This is a genomic window from Empedobacter stercoris (assembly GCF_020281205.1).
Classification (GTDB): Bacteria; Bacteroidota; Bacteroidia; order Flavobacteriales; family Weeksellaceae; genus Empedobacter; species Empedobacter stercoris.
The window spans coordinates 40795-55042 of the sequence record NZ_JACXZC010000021.1 but is presented as its reverse complement, the minus strand read 5'-3'; the positions used below and the strand labels follow the sequence as shown (position 1 = coordinate 55042).

The following is a 14248-nucleotide window of genomic DNA, read 5'->3' as shown; positions in this document are numbered from 1 at the left end:
ATATATTTTTTTCACAAATCAAATTTAGCACTTGGCTAATCATTGGGGGCTAGCCCCCAATGATTTAATTTGAGTTGCACTTATTTGTTGAACTTAGAATAAAAACTTTAGTATATTCTAAAAAAAATCCGCTCACGAGCGGATTTTTTTATGATATTATTTTAAATAGATTTAATCTCAAATCCTAATTTTGTCCAATCTTCCCAAAATGTCGGATATGATTTTTCAACAACCATTTCATTGTTAATGCGAATCGCATATTTCTGAGCCAAAGGCGCCATACACATTGCCATTCTATGGTCATTATATGTTTCAAAAGTTGGCGTTTCAGAAAAATCTTGATAACCTTCTATCGCTAAAGAATCATCAGTAATACGAATAATCGCACCTAATTTTTCTAACTCATTTTTCAATGCAACCAAACGATCTGTTTCTTTGATTTTTAATGTTTCTAACCCTGTTAAAATACAATTTACTTTCAGTCCAACACAAGTTGCGGCAATGGTTTGTGCAATATCTGGTGTATTGATTAAATTTAATTCAATCTTTTGTTTAGGCTGAAAATTCGCATCGTTTTTTAAGCTTAAAATTCCACTATCAAAAGTAGAAATCACACCGAAGTTTTCTGCATATATATTTTGCAAAGCCGAATCTCCTTGTAAAGAGTCTTTGAAATATGTCGAAATTTTAACTTCAGAATTTTGTGATAAAGCAATCAAACTATAATAGTAAGAAGCCGAACTCCAATCGGATTCAACTTGTACTATTTGCGCTTCGATCCTTTTCGTAAAAGGAACTTGAATTGTATTTCCTTCGAAAGTGGCTTTAATTCCAACTTTATTCAACAACTGAATTGTCATTTGAATATATGGAACAGAAATAATTTTTCCGTTAAGATTTATCGTCAATCCATTTTCTAATTTCGTTCCAATTAAACATAACGCTGTGATGTATTGCGAACTAATATTAGATGGAATAGTGATTGTTTCTTTGGTTAATTTTTTTCCTACAATAGACAAAGGTGGATAGCCTTCATTCTCTTGATACGAAATTTCTGCACCCAATTCGTTTAACGCATCTACCAAAATTTTTATAGGTCGTTGTTTCATTCGATCAGAACCTGTTAACGTTACTTTTCGTCCGTCTTGAATAGAAAAATAAGCTGTCAAAAATCGCATAGCGGTTCCAGCGTGATGAATATCGATTAAATCTGTTTTGTTTGCTAAAGCCTTTTGCATTAACTGAGAATCTTCTGAATTTGAAATATTTTCTAAAGTCAAAACATTCTCAAATAATTGGTTTAATAACAATAAACGATTGCTTTCGCTTTTGGATCCTGTTATCGATAGTTGATTATTGATGGGAGATTGTAGCGCAGAAATTTCAATCATATTTATTTTAATTTATCATTATTTTGATGACGATCATGATCACGTTTTGTCTTGTAATCTAATTTTTTGTAAAAAGCAGACTCTAAATCAACACCAGTTTGATTTGCTAAACAAAGCGCTACAAAAATAACATCGGCCAATTCTTCGCCTAAGTCTTTGTTTTTATCTGATTCTTTTTCTGACTGCTCACCATAACGACGAGCAATAATACGAGCAACTTCACCAACTTCTTCTGTTAGTTGTGCCATATTTGTTAACTCGTTAAAATAACGAACACCATGTTCTTTAATCCAATTATCAACGTCTAATTGTGCTTGTTTAAGGCTCATTTTGTTTAAAATTTTTAAAAGATAAAGGTACAAAAATAAAAAGCCAACTCGCGTTTGGAGTTGGCTTTATTCGCAGTTTCTATATTTTTATTGTTTAACTAAAATCACTTGCTGACTTTCAGCTTGAATGATATTTGTTAAAAATTCTTTCAATGGTTTGTAATATTGTGCTGGTAAAGTACTGTAAGGCATTACTTTTTGAGCTTGAGCAATAATATAGCCATCTTTTTCTATTACTTTGCAAACATATCCTCCAACTTGATCTGGCATTGTAAATTGTTTTTCTACAGGTAAAGTTTCTACTTTGTATCCTTCAGGAATTTTAATTTTCACTGTATTTGTATTCGTAATTGGCGCACCAAATTCGATGTTATAATTACGTTGTTCTAAATTCAAGTTATGTTTTGTGTTTGTTACAAAAAGAAAGGGATTGAATAAGATTTTGTTTCCTGCAACATCCACTTTTACATCATCAAATTTGAATTGATGACGAATATTATTTTGATTGTTATCTTGTGTTTTAAAATCAGAAATTTCGAAATTATAATCTTCTACAAATTCTTTTTCGAACGCTTTTGGATCGTTTGCAATTTCATTTTTATCGAACATATAAAAGTAATTATCTCTTACATTAGAAAATTGACCTTTCAAATTTCCATCAGTAGTTAAATCGGCGGTAATTGATATTTTATTATTCGTCATAACAGAATTGCGCAAAGGAATTTCTTTGATTCCTTTTTCATTTACCATAAATCCACGATCGTTGATTGCTCTTAGTGGCAATAAATTGATTTGTGCATTCTTATCCGTCGCATCCATCAGATAAAAATCATTATCCACATCTGCCCCAACAATGACATAATTTAGTTTGCTGCGAGAAGGAAATGAATAATTAATTAATCCATTTTGCAAAGAACTTAGCACAATAGGATTAGCATCTAATCCAGCTTTTCGCAACATTGTAGTCAATAATAAATTAAGGTCAGCAACATTTCCAGATTTCTCATTAAATGTTTTTCTTATTCCTTTTTCAGTTGTTTCGCTGTGGTATTCGTTCCACGTAAAATTCTTTTTAACGTAATCATAAATAGCAGTCATTTTTTCGGTGTTTGTATTTTTTCCTGCTATTGTTGCGTTTACCGTTTCGTCTAAAAAGTTATTTCCGTTTAATTGGCGACCAAAATCTTCGTGATCCATCAAATCTTTTCCAATACGTTCCCAAGTAGTCGCATAGCTTTCAGATGTTCTTCCTGGCGCTACAAAAGAAGCTAATTCAAACCGAATACTTGCTAACATATTTCGTGGATTGAGCACATAAGCTTCGCGAGAATAAGAAGGTAAACTAGTTAAAGTGTAGGTTTGGGTATTTAATTTTAGTTTTTGAGTAGTTGAAGTAGCTCCTTGGTTTCCCATATTTCCTCCGAAACTTGAAACACCTCTGTTTCCAAAGGAAGTACTTGTAAATGTTTCTTCTTTCGAGTTAGTTGATATTTTAGGCGTAAAACCACCTCTCAAATCTTGTTGATAATTAAAATATTCCTGATTTTGAAATGTGAAATTACTTGCAACAACTGGTATTGATTGTTGGAAATACCAAGCGTCAGTTTGTCGAACAAAAGGAGAAACAATTTCGTATGTATATTCTAAGATTGAGCCATTTTTAACATTTGGAAATGTAAAGGTTTGCTTATCTAAAAAACGATGAACTTTTTCTAAGAAAATATCTTTTTTCTCTACTTTTTGCTCAACTATTTTTCCATTTTCTAAGTTATAAGTAACAGCTTTTAAAGAAAATAATTTATCTTGATCAGTTGTTGTACTTTTATAAATAGGAATTTCAATTTTTAAAACATCGTCAGGTGTTTTGTCTTTATCAAAGACAATCATGCGATAAAAAACTTTTTTTGTTTGTTCAACACCGCCCTGATTTGTATTGAAACTTACTTTATAATTTCCATCTGCATACAAAACTTCTGCTGGAGCATCTGCCTGTATTGTACTCTTTGTTTTCTCGAAATCTTGTTTTGATATTTTTCCAAATTTCACATCTTGCGCAAAACTTGAAACTGTAGCAACAGAGGCTACTATCGTAATTAATGTTTTCATATAAGTGTGTTATAGTTTTTCTAAAAGTAATTTTGTGTTGTCATATCCTGCTATTTGTCGGCGAAATTCTACATATTCATTAAACTTTTCTTTGGTAAATTTTCCAGGCAATTGTTTGTAAATACGTTTAACCTCGATTGTGGCATTTTCTTTTGGATTGATTTCTAAATGATATTCACCAAAAACCGATTTCACAGAAATTGAATCAAATTTTTGAGGCAATCTATAACCAGCAGGTAATGCAAGCGAATAGATTACTTCGTCAACATATCCAGATTCAATTTTAAAATCAAACTTTCTGTCTTTTGCCTTTTTCAAAGAGGTTTCTTCACGATTTACAGGAATCATATTAATGATGATATTGTTTCCCTGAATTTTAGCGTAATTAGGAACTGAAAAATCAAAATTGGATGTAAAAACTGCATTTTCCCAATCGTTTTCAAACTCTTTTTGCTTAAAATGAATTCCTTGTAAAGATGAAAATCTGTTTTTTAGACGAATATCAAGATCCTTTTCACTAAGTTGATTGTATCTTGCTAAATTTTCATAAATCAATCCTTTTGACGTTTCTTTAAATTGAAAATTCAGTGTTCCATCAACAGAGATTGTAGCATTACCAGTTACGATTAATTGATTGTCTTCTGGTTTGAAACTTTGAGAAGGAATTATTTTTCCACCTTTTTCATCTAAAATAAATACTTTTCTGTTCGCTGTAAAATCACCTAAATAATTAAATGCTGAAGTTTGACTAGTTGTTTCTAACCATATATCTTCGTCTTTTAATGGTACATACAAGATAACATGATCACCTTGTAAATACATCATATCCTCAGTCATATCTTGTGCAGGTGATCCTGAGTGTACTTCGGTATAATAAGATTTGATGCCAACAGCATCTAACATCGACATCGTGTAATTTGTCAACGCTTTACAATCGCCATAACTTTTACTTTCTACATAAGAAGCGGGAAATGGCGACAGTCCACCGATACCTAATTGTACACCAATATAACGGACTTTGTTTTGGAGATGTTTGTACAAAATCTGGACTTTCTCTTTTTCTGATTTTGCATCTTTTACAAGCTGTTGGAAAAATGATTTTTGAGCTGTTGTAAAATCTTGTTTACCTCCCACTAAATAATCGTAGGTCCATTTTCCGTAATCATTCCAATTATCAAATGTACCTTTAACTCCATCGATATTAATTTGATTCGAAGCTAAAACAGCATTTGGAAAAATATTTCTGATGCTCAACATTTTATCTTCTTCGTTAAAAGCTGGAATATGATTAAATCTATAGTTTAGATTATTCGTATCACCTTCTTTTTGAATGTTAAATCCGACAAAATTATTTTCCTTAATTCGGATAACAGAATTTGTTTTATTCGTGAAAGAATAAGATGATTTTTCGATGGATAAATTTGGAGCTTTTACAGGAAACCATTTTGGGATACCAATCGTATTTTTACTCGTAATAGAAATTTTATAATGTATCGTATAAGGATATTGAGTAGGCGTGAAATTAAGGTATTTGATACGATCATCCGTGTACATTTGACCACTACTCACAAAACTTTGATCACTAAAATCTTTGGATTTAAATTTTTTAATTTCCTTGCCATTCGCATCAAACAACACAGCTTCTAATGCGTCAATTTTGATATTCGGATTGTAATGTGCTTGTGCTCCTACATAGCTATCTCCAGCTTTATTCAAAACTGTAACTACAACTTCTTTTGTGTGTTTAAGTTCATCAATTTTTAAAAGTTCAATTTTTTCATCCTCCTTTCGGACAACAGCATAGGCATCTTTTAACAAATCAGCTGGAATTTGATCGACTGCATAATTTTGCGAAAAGCAAAAAGAACTGATAAATAAAGTTGTAAAAAGTAGAGTTTTATTCATTCAATAATAGTGTTATATTAATTATTCTTTATTTTTCGAATCGATAAAAATGGTTACTGGACCATCGTTGAGTAATTCAACTTTCATATCGGCACCGAAAATTCCTTTTTGTACAGGCTTGTAATTGGTCTCTAAAACCTCCAAAAAAGAGTGATATTGCTCTTGAGCTAAATCTGGTTTTGATGCTTTTATGTAAGAAGGACGGTTTCCTTTTTTTGTTGAAGCATGTAACGTGAACTGGGAAACGATCAAAATATCACCTTTTGTTTGTTGCACGTCTAAATTCATTACCCCGTTTTCATCGTTAAAAATTCTTAATTGAATCATTTTTTTTGAAATCCATTCAAAATCTTCTTTTGTATCCTCAGGCTCAAAACCTACCAAAGCCAAAATTCCGTTGTTTATTTTTCCAGTTATTTCTCCTTCAACCATTACAGAAGCATGTTGTACACGCTGTAAAATCATTCGCATAAATAAGGTATCTATATTTTATAAAATCTTCAGAAATTTAAGAAAAAGTTAACAAATAAAAAAAGCGTTAACAACACATTTATCAATATGCTTTAACGCCTTGTCGTAATTTTAGTTTGGAAAGCAATCGCTTTATGTTTATTATGGTTAATTTAATTGATTAAAATAAATTTCATTTTCAATAATTATTGCATAATCTAATTCATACAGATTAGAGATTTCTTTTGCTAAGATTAATTCTCGCTCAATACTATCTAATCGACTTTGATTGTTTTCACTATTTTCGAACTCAGCAATCCATAATTTATCAGAATTAACTGGCTGCCATTTTAAAACTTCCAAATGTTTCAAAAATATTTCTTTTTGTTCTTTTGTGCATTCAACAAAATCCAATGCTATCTGCACAGATAAATTGCTCATTCAAAATAATTTTAGCAAAAATAAACGGTGTGAATGATCTTTTTTTACGTGAAACCGTAATTTGAAAAAAAAATAATCCATTTCTGTAGAAATGGCTTATTTATGCTATTTTATTTACCAGTGTAAATATCTTCTTCTAAAAAAGTGAGGTAATTTTCGTAACGTGAAATAGCTATTTCATCATTTTCAACGGCATCTCGAACAGCACATTTTGGTTCGTTAACATGAATACAATTATCAAACTTACAATTGTATTTCAACGTTAAAATTTCAGGAAAGTAACCTTGCAATTCAGATTTATCAATGTGTACTAAACCAAATTCTTTGATTCCAGGAGTATCGATAATGAAACCACCAAAAGGCCATTCGTACATTTGGGCAAAAGTTGTGGTATGCTGTCCTTTGCTATTAAAATCAGATACTTCGTGCGTTTTTAAATTTAAATCGGGATTTAATGTATTTAATAATGTAGATTTTCCAACTCCAGAATGTCCTGAAACTAAACTTACTTTATCTTTCATTAACGCTTTTACTTTATCTAAATTTAAACCTGTTTCGGCAGAAATATCAATGCTTTCGTAACCAATTGTATTGTATATTGATTTGTAAATTTCTAGTTCAGCGATTTCATCTGCTGTGTACGAATCCATTTTATTGAATAGAATGACAACAGGAATATGATAAGCTTCGGCAGTAATCAAGAATCGGTCAATAAAACCAAACGAAGTTTTGGGATTAGTAAGCGTTACAACCAAAAAAGCGACATCAATATTAGAAGCAATAATGTGTGTTTTTTTGGAAAGGTTGACCGATTTTCGAATGATGTAATTCTTACGGTCATATATTTTTGTAATAACCGCAATATCATCTTTATCAATTTCAAAATCAACCTCATCACCAACCGCAATTGGGTTAGTGTGTTTGATATTTGCTATTCTAAATTTTCCTCTAATTCTTGCCTGATAAGTTGTACCATCTTCCGTAAGAAGATGATACCAGCTACCAGTAGATTTTATGACAATTCCTTTCAATATTGTTTATATTTTTTCTTCTTTTTTAACCATAATCTGGTTCTGTTGTGCAACAGACTCTTGATGTATTGCTTGTAATAATTTATCAACAAAATCCTCCGATAAACCTAAAGAAACTCCAGCTTTTACCGAATTATCTTTAATTTGTTTCCAACGATCTGGTTGAAAAACAGCCACATTATGTTCTTTTTTCAATTCTCCAATAGAATTTGCAACTCTCATACGTTGTGCAATAGTATCTAAAATAGAGTTATCTAATTCATCAATTTGATGACGTAAGTTTTCAATTCCAGTTTTGTAAATTGCATCTGGATCATCAGATTGGCGAATTTCTAAATCTTTCAAGATTTCTAATAAACGAGCTGGCGTAATTTGTTGTGCAGCATCCGACCAAGCTTCATCAGGATTATTATGTGTTTCAATCATTAATCCGTTGTACTCGAAATTGAAGGCTTGTTGCGCAACATCAAATAAACCTGTTCTATTTCCACAAATATGAGATGGATCACATATAATTGGAACATTAGGTAATTTATTTTTGAAATCTAACGCTATTTGCCATTGTGGATTGTTACGGTATTTTGTCTTTTTATACGTAGAGAAACCACGGTGAATGGCACCTAAATTTTTGATACCTTGGCCTTCTAAACGTTCTAAAGCTCCAATCCATAAATCTAAATCTGGATTAACAGGATTTTTCACCAAAACAGTTTTGTCTGTATCGCGTAAAGCTTCTGCTATTTCCTGAACTGTAAACGGGTTTACAGTAGAACGTGCACCAATCCACAATACATCAACATCATATTCTAATGCTAATTTTGCGTGATTTGCGTTGGCAATTTCAGTTGCGATTTTCATTCCGAATTCGTCTTTTACTTTTTTCAACCAGTTTAATCCGATTGCACCAACTCCTTCGAAACAATTTGGTTTAGTACGAGGCTTCCAAATTCCAGCACGAAAAACTTGTACATAATCTTTGTCCAAATCTTCGGCGATTGTCATCATTTGTTTTTCACTTTCTGCACTACAAGGTCCAGCGATGATCATTGGTTTATCGTATTCTTTTATCCAATTATTATTTTCCATAATGTTTACAAATTTAAGGTTTAATATTTACTTGTTTGAGTGTAAATTATTTATTCTTTTTTGTGATTCTTCGCCAAGCTCAGAAAGACAGCTATTATTTTATTTATTTAAGATTCGACGTATGTCGTTCGTATTTTTTAAATATTGATGAATATCAGTAGCTTCTTTTTCTTCGATCATTTTTCTGATTTTAGAAATTTGGGTTTGATAAGCATCAATCGCATTGAGTAAATTTTCTCGGTTCTGAATCAAAATAGGTGTCCACATATCAGGTGAACTTTTTGCTAAACGAACAGTAGATTCAAACCCAGAACCTGCCATGTCAAAAATTGCTTCTTCGTTTTTTTCTTCTTCTAAAACAGTTTGTCCCAAGGCAAACGATGTAATATGTGAAAGATGAGAAACATAAGCAATATGTGCATCATGCGCATCAGATGTCATCGTTTTGACATTCATCCAAAGCGATTGATAAATCTTTTTCACTTTTTTAACAGCTTCTTTTTCACTTTTTTCAACATCACATAAAATTGCGACTTTGTTTAAGAAAAGTTCTGGAAAAGCTGCTTTTGGTCCTGAATTTTCAGTTCCAGCAATTGGATGTGTAGCAACAAACTGTTTTCTTTTGGGATGATTCAAAACCTTTTTACAAATTCCAGCTTTTGTTGATCCCATATCCATCACAATTGTTTTATCATTAATTTGATCTAAAATCTCTGGTAATACTTTCTGAATCGAATTAATTGGAACTGCAATAACAACTAAATCTGATTGAGAAAGTGCTTCATTTAATTGTGCAATTTCATCGACAATACCTAATTCTAACGCTTCAATTTGATGCGTTACATTTTGATCTACTCCAATAATTTTTTCGGCAAAACCAACTTTTTTTAACGCTAAAGCAAACGAACCTCCGATTAATCCTAAACCGATTACTGAAATTGTTTTCATGCTTCGACTCTTTTCTTAACTTCAATCAACTTCTCTAATGATGCACATAGTGAGAATCGAATAAAACCTTCACCATTGCTTCCGAAAATACTTCCTGGTGTTATAAACACTTTCTTGTCGTGAAGAATTTCGTCAATAAATTCTTTATCATCTTTTCCATCTGGAAGCTTTGCCCAAATAAACATTCCTGCAGCATCTGGGTTATAGTTTACATTTAGAATATCTGCAATTTCCCAAATCACTTTTCTTCGTTCTGCGTATACTTTTGTCAACTCATCGTACCAAGAATCATCGACTAAAAGTGCTTTTGTAGCGGCTTTTTGTATAGCAAAATTCATTCCCGAATCCATGTTAGATTTCACTTTTAATATAGCGTTAATAAAAGCTTCTTTTCCGATTACCATTCCTACACGCCACCCCGCAATATTAAAGGTTTTACTTAAGGAATTCAGTTCAATACAAACCTCTTTTGCGCCATCAATTGCTAATATACTTGTTGGCTCATCGTTCAGAATAAAACTATACGGATTATCATTGACAATTAAAATATTGTGACGAGTAGCAAATTCCACTATTTTTCTTAGAACATCTTTCGAAGCTTTAGCTCCTGTAGGCATATGTGGGTAATTTAACCACATGATTTTGGGTTTTTGTTCAGCTAATTTTTCTAATTGTTCAAAATCTGGCAGCCAATTATTTTCATCTTTCAAATCGTAGAACAAGGGTTCTGCTTGTACTAATTCAGTTACCGAAGAATACGTTGGGTAACCAGGATTTGGTATCAAAACTTTATCGCCTTCATTCAGAAAAGCCATCGAAATATGCATAATTCCTTCTTTAGAGCCCATCAGCGGTAAAATTTCAGTTGTAGGATTAGCTGTTACATGAAACTTATTTTTGTAAAAATTAGCAATCGCCTCTCTCATTTCTGGAATACCTCGATAACTTTGATAACCATTAATTCCGCTTTGAGAATTTTTGATTAATGCTGCAATCACATCTGGATGAGGTTGTAAATCTGGACTTCCAATTCCTAATGAAATGATTGGTATGTCGGTTTTCATGTTCGCTATTTCTTGTAATTTTTTCGAGAAATAGTATTCTTGAACACTTTCTAATCGTTGGGCTTCTGCTATCATTTTTTTCCCAGTTTATATTCGCCTAATATTTCTAAATCCGTTAATTTTCGTGCAATCTTACCAAGTAACTCATAATATTTTTCTTTTTGATCAAACGTAATGTCGATGTGAAAAGAATATTCCCAAGGTTTTTCGATAATTGGAACAGATTGTATTTTATCCATATTAATTCCACATTCCGCAATTTGATTCAGTACATCTACCAAAGCACCAGCTTTGTGTGGAACTGAAAATCGCATCGAAACTTTATTGAAATCTTCGTAATCATTGTGCTCGCGTTGCAATACAAAAAAACGAGTGAAATTATCTTGAAACGTTTGAATGCTCGAAGCCAAAATGTCTAATCCATAAACTTCTGCTGCCTTTCTAGAGGCTATCGCCGCAACATCATTTAAATCTTGTTCTACAATATCTTTGGCTGTTAATGCGGTATCAATATCATTTACAACGCGCCAAGTTGGATGTTTTTCAAGAAACTTATCACATTGTAATAAGGCCATTTGATGCGAACGAACTTCTTTTACGTCTTCTAAAATTTGTCCTTTTTTGACCATTAGTTGATGTTGAATGGATAAATAAATCTCGCCAACAACTTTTAAATTGTATTTTGTAAGCAATGCATAGTTTGGTAAAATTGCTCCGGCGATTGTGTTTTCAATTGCCATTACTGCTTTGTCAACCTTTCCTTTTGCAAGCGATTTTGCCAAGGTTTTGAATGTATCACATTCTACAATTTCGATGTCATTTCCTAAATAATTATTGGCAGCTTCATGATGATACGAACCAATATAACCTTGTATTGCAACTCTTGTTTTCATTTTTTTTTCCACAAAAAAAGTCCCACAAAATGCGGGACTTTAAATTATCTTATGTTGATGTTACAATCAATTACGACAACGCAGTCCCTGCTCTCCTGGATAATATCCAAAAAAGTAAAAGAAAAATGCGTTAAAATAATTGAATGATGTCATTCTTGTCTTTTTTATTTTACAGTTACAAATCTAAAAGATAAAATTTTATATATCCAAATCTTTTTCACTAATTTTATCGAAATTTTTTCATCAAATGGGAATAATCATTAAAGATTTAGTAAAAAAATACGGCGAACAATTAGCTTTAGACAATGTTTCATTTTCTATAAACAATGGAGAAGTTGTTGGTTTATTAGGACCAAATGGAGCAGGAAAATCTACCTTGATGAAAAGTATTACCAATGCAATTAATACAGATGCTGGAGAAATTTCTGTGAATGACTTGAATGTTTCGACTCAACCAATAGAATCAAAGAAATTGATTGGATTTTTACAAGAAAATAATCCGCTGTATATGGATATGTACGTGAAAGAATATTTAGAATTTGTCACAAACATAAGAAAAGTACCAAAATCAAAAATAGATGAAGTAATTGAAAAAGTAGGGTTATCTCCCGAAAAACACAAGAAAATTCATCAGTTATCAAAAGGTTATAAACAACGTGTCGGATTGGCTCAAGCGATTATTTCGAGTCCAGAAATATTAATTTTAGATGAGCCTACAAATGGTTTAGATCCAAATCAAATTATAGAAATAAGAGAAGTTATTCGTGAAATTGGAAAAGAAAAAACAGTGATTTTATCGACGCATATTATGCAAGAAGTAGAAGCGCTTTGTTCACGTGTAATTCTATTGAATAAAGGTAAAATTATCGCAAATCAGCCGATTGAAGAATTTAAAGGACAATATAAAAACTTGGAAGAAGCTTTTCATGTTTTGACACAATAAAAAGAGGCTGTATCACAACTCGTGAAAACAGCCTTTTTTTATATTTTCATTTTGGACTCTTATCTGTGAATAGTTTCATATAAAAGATTCTTACCCTATATGATTAAGTATTGAGACGACTTACTTTTTTATTCAGACCAAGATTCAAATTCATGAAAATTTATTTCTTTTAGTTTTAAACTATTTTCAAAATCTAAAATATCTTTAAAAATATTATTTACAAGTTCATTATTATCATACCAGTAATTTTCTGAAGGATAATATAAAACGGAATTTGTTATTTGAGTGAAGATTGAACTTGTTAACAAAGCAAATCTTAGCTCAAAAGTATTTGAATAACTCCAAGAAAAAGTTAAAGCTTTATTGAATTTTTTAAGATTATTATCCTTAATAAGTTCCGAATAATCTTCTACATTAAAATCATTAATATAAAATTCAAATCCAGAAATCAATTCTTTATTATCAATTCTTTTATTTGTAGAGTTAGTGAATTTAAATTTAAACGGAAGGAATCCAGAATGTTCGTTTAACTTAATATTTGGATGAACTTCACAAGTCATATCAAATTCATTCATTTTTTTAATGATATCATATAGAATCTTATCATCAAAATCGCTTGTAAAAACAATAACTTCTAAGTTCATTTATTTCTTTTTCAAGATAAAAACTTCTTTGATTTTTTCTGAATTAACCTTTTCGTTTTTAGATGTTGTTTCAAGTTTAGTGATTAATTGATTTACTTCTTCCTCTGAAGCTGGACCACCGATATTTTCGCCATTTACACGAGAATCTTCTAATACTTTCCCTTCCGAATCTAAAATTACCCAAAAAGGTAAACCTTGATCTTTTCCTCCTAATTTCTCATTAACAGCATCTCCACCGGGTGTTTCTAAATTTTTCTTTTCTGCTCGTTCTTGTACTGTCATAAAAGTCTTGACATAATTCGCATCAAAATAAGATTTCACAAGAGGATCGTCCATGTTTTTTTCCATCTTTTTACACCAACCACACCAAGAAGCATGAAAAATTAAAAAGACATTTTTATTTTCAACTTTTGCTTGATTTTGAGCTTTAGTTAATATTTCTGTTGCTGTTTGTGCATTTACAATACTACTTAAGGCGATTACAAAACCAATAATTAAAACGTTTAATTTCATTGTAATAAGTATTTAAGTAAATGTAAAAAAATAATTGTATTTTCAATTAAAATTAACACTTATGAAACATTTTTTAGGTTTTATTTTCGTGATTTTACTGACAAGTTGTGCTACGAATAACATAAAAACAATAGAAGGAAAATGGCAACAAAACTTTTTGGATTATAAATCGAAAGTGGTAGAAGTTCCATTGTCAAAAAGTAATGCAATCATGGATGTTTCTAAAATTAAATCAAAACTGAAAATTGAATTTGATTTTCAGGACGGTTATGAAAAAGATGTGACAGATTCAATTGTTTTTAATTTTCCTCAACTCAAATTCAGAAAGATCAATCTTGATAAAACATCTAATTATTATGATTTGAATTATGATACTACGTGCGATTGCTTGTTAGGCGAAATGAAATCATATTCTGGTAATGTCTTAAATATAAAATTGAACAGAGTTTCTTCGGTTCAATAAATTTAATGGAAATCATTATCTTTGCACAAAATTATTAGAAC

At 31.1% G+C, this 14248-nt stretch carries 15 protein-coding genes; 2 read left to right on the top strand and 13 right to left on the bottom strand.

Translation table 11 applies throughout. The features are described from left to right. Positions 1-161: 161 nt before the first annotated feature. From IF125_RS10340 to IF125_RS10290, 11 genes are all read right to left on the bottom strand, one after another. On the bottom strand, positions 162-1391 hold the full coding sequence (locus IF125_RS10340; RefSeq protein ID WP_225542413.1) for a 3-phosphoshikimate 1-carboxyvinyltransferase: 1230 nt from the start codon (positions 1389-1391) through the stop codon (positions 162-164). Positions 1392-1393: 2 nt separating this feature from the next. Next, positions 1394-1720 (bottom strand): nucleotide pyrophosphohydrolase, encoded by a 327-nt coding sequence (locus tag IF125_RS10335; RefSeq protein WP_135834709.1) that lies wholly within the window; start codon positions 1718-1720, stop codon positions 1394-1396. A gap of 87 nt (positions 1721-1807) precedes the next feature. Then, positions 1808-3826, bottom strand: coding sequence for a DUF3857 domain-containing protein (locus tag IF125_RS10330; protein WP_225542412.1), 2019 nt, complete (start codon positions 3824-3826; stop codon positions 1808-1810). Positions 3827-3835: 9 nt separating this feature from the next. Continuing rightward, the gene (locus tag IF125_RS10325; protein WP_171622737.1) at positions 3836-5731 is read right to left on the bottom strand and encodes a DUF3857 domain-containing protein; all 1896 of its coding nucleotides are present in this window, start codon (positions 5729-5731) and stop codon (positions 3836-3838) included. A gap of 21 nt (positions 5732-5752) precedes the next feature. Then, a complete protein-coding gene (gene dtd, locus IF125_RS10320; RefSeq protein ID WP_171622736.1) occupies positions 5753-6202 on the bottom strand; it encodes a D-aminoacyl-tRNA deacylase in 450 nt (149 codons plus the stop codon). Positions 6203-6349: 147 nt separating this feature from the next. Next, entirely contained in the window at positions 6350-6622 is a 273-nt protein-coding gene (locus tag IF125_RS10315) for a hypothetical protein (protein WP_188319528.1), read from the bottom strand. A gap of 110 nt (positions 6623-6732) precedes the next feature. Next, a complete protein-coding gene (rsgA, locus tag IF125_RS10310; RefSeq protein WP_225542411.1) occupies positions 6733-7653 on the bottom strand; it encodes a ribosome small subunit-dependent GTPase A in 921 nt (306 codons plus the stop codon). A gap of 6 nt (positions 7654-7659) precedes the next feature. After that, the gene (locus tag IF125_RS10305; RefSeq protein ID WP_225542410.1) at positions 7660-8739 is read right to left on the bottom strand and encodes a bifunctional 3-deoxy-7-phosphoheptulonate synthase/chorismate mutase type II; all 1080 of its coding nucleotides are present in this window, start codon (positions 8737-8739) and stop codon (positions 7660-7662) included. A 99-nt stretch (positions 8740-8838) separates the two neighbouring features. Next, positions 8839-9687, bottom strand: a complete 849-nt coding sequence (locus IF125_RS10300) for a prephenate dehydrogenase (RefSeq protein WP_225542409.1) — start codon at positions 9685-9687, stop codon at positions 8839-8841. After that, the gene (locus tag IF125_RS10295) at positions 9684-10826 is read right to left on the bottom strand and encodes a pyridoxal phosphate-dependent aminotransferase (RefSeq protein ID WP_225542408.1); all 1143 of its coding nucleotides are present in this window, start codon (positions 10824-10826) and stop codon (positions 9684-9686) included. Before IF125_RS10295 ends, IF125_RS10300 begins: the two co-directional genes overlap by 4 nt. Beyond that, entirely contained in the window at positions 10823-11644 is an 822-nt protein-coding gene (locus tag IF125_RS10290) for a prephenate dehydratase (RefSeq protein ID WP_225542407.1), read from the bottom strand. The genes IF125_RS10295 and IF125_RS10290 overlap by 4 nt, the downstream gene beginning before the upstream one ends. 247 nt (positions 11645-11891) lie before the next feature. On the opposite strand from IF125_RS10290, the gene IF125_RS10285 reads away from it, so the two are divergent. After that, positions 11892-12587, top strand: a complete 696-nt coding sequence (locus IF125_RS10285; RefSeq protein ID WP_225542406.1) for an ABC transporter ATP-binding protein — start codon at positions 11892-11894, stop codon at positions 12585-12587. A 128-nt stretch (positions 12588-12715) separates the two neighbouring features. Here the strand turns inward: IF125_RS10285 and IF125_RS10280 are convergent, their stop codons facing one another. Both IF125_RS10280 and IF125_RS10275 read right to left on the bottom strand, forming a co-directional pair. Then, positions 12716-13231, bottom strand: coding sequence for a hypothetical protein (locus IF125_RS10280; protein WP_225542405.1), 516 nt, complete (start codon positions 13229-13231; stop codon positions 12716-12718). Next, entirely contained in the window at positions 13232-13744 is a 513-nt protein-coding gene (locus IF125_RS10275; RefSeq protein ID WP_225542404.1) for a thioredoxin family protein, read from the bottom strand. Between the two features lie 61 nt (positions 13745-13805). On the opposite strand from IF125_RS10275, the gene IF125_RS10270 reads away from it, so the two are divergent. Then, positions 13806-14207 carry a hypothetical protein gene (locus IF125_RS10270; RefSeq protein ID WP_225542403.1) on the top strand — a complete coding sequence of 134 codons (402 nt, stop codon included), beginning with the start codon at positions 13806-13808 and terminating at the stop codon, positions 14205-14207. Positions 14208-14248 lie beyond the last annotated feature (41 nt).

Excerpts from the sequence above, each read along its gene's own strand:
- IF125_RS10340 (WP_225542413.1), bottom strand. The coding sequence starts at position 1,391 with ATGATTGAAATTTCTGCGCTACAATCTCCCATCAATAATCAACTATCG.
- IF125_RS10335 (WP_135834709.1), bottom strand. The coding sequence starts at position 1,720 with ATGAGCCTTAAACAAGCACAATTAGACGTTGATAATTGGATTAAAGAA.
- IF125_RS10330 (WP_225542412.1), bottom strand. The coding sequence starts at position 3,826 with ATGAAAACATTAATTACGATAGTAGCCTCTGTTGCTACAGTTTCAAGT.
- IF125_RS10325 (WP_171622737.1), bottom strand. The coding sequence starts at position 5,731 with ATGAATAAAACTCTACTTTTTACAACTTTATTTATCAGTTCTTTTTGC.
- dtd (WP_171622736.1), bottom strand. The coding sequence starts at position 6,202 with ATGCGAATGATTTTACAGCGTGTACAACATGCTTCTGTAATGGTTGAA.
- IF125_RS10315 (WP_188319528.1), bottom strand. The coding sequence starts at position 6,622 with ATGAGCAATTTATCTGTGCAGATAGCATTGGATTTTGTTGAATGCACA.
- IF125_RS10305 (WP_225542410.1), bottom strand. The coding sequence starts at position 8,739 with ATGGAAAATAATAATTGGATAAAAGAATACGATAAACCAATGATCATC.
- IF125_RS10300 (WP_225542409.1), bottom strand. The coding sequence starts at position 9,687 with ATGAAAACAATTTCAGTAATCGGTTTAGGATTAATCGGAGGTTCGTTT.
- IF125_RS10295 (WP_225542408.1), bottom strand. The coding sequence starts at position 10,826 with ATGATAGCAGAAGCCCAACGATTAGAAAGTGTTCAAGAATACTATTTC.
- IF125_RS10290 (WP_225542407.1), bottom strand. The coding sequence starts at position 11,644 with ATGAAAACAAGAGTTGCAATACAAGGTTATATTGGTTCGTATCATCAT.
- IF125_RS10285 (WP_225542406.1), top strand. The coding sequence starts at position 11,892 with ATGGGAATAATCATTAAAGATTTAGTAAAAAAATACGGCGAACAATTA.
- IF125_RS10280 (WP_225542405.1), bottom strand. The coding sequence starts at position 13,231 with ATGAACTTAGAAGTTATTGTTTTTACAAGCGATTTTGATGATAAGATT.
- IF125_RS10275 (WP_225542404.1), bottom strand. The coding sequence starts at position 13,744 with ATGAAATTAAACGTTTTAATTATTGGTTTTGTAATCGCCTTAAGTAGT.
- IF125_RS10270 (WP_225542403.1), top strand. The coding sequence starts at position 13,806 with ATGAAACATTTTTTAGGTTTTATTTTCGTGATTTTACTGACAAGTTGT.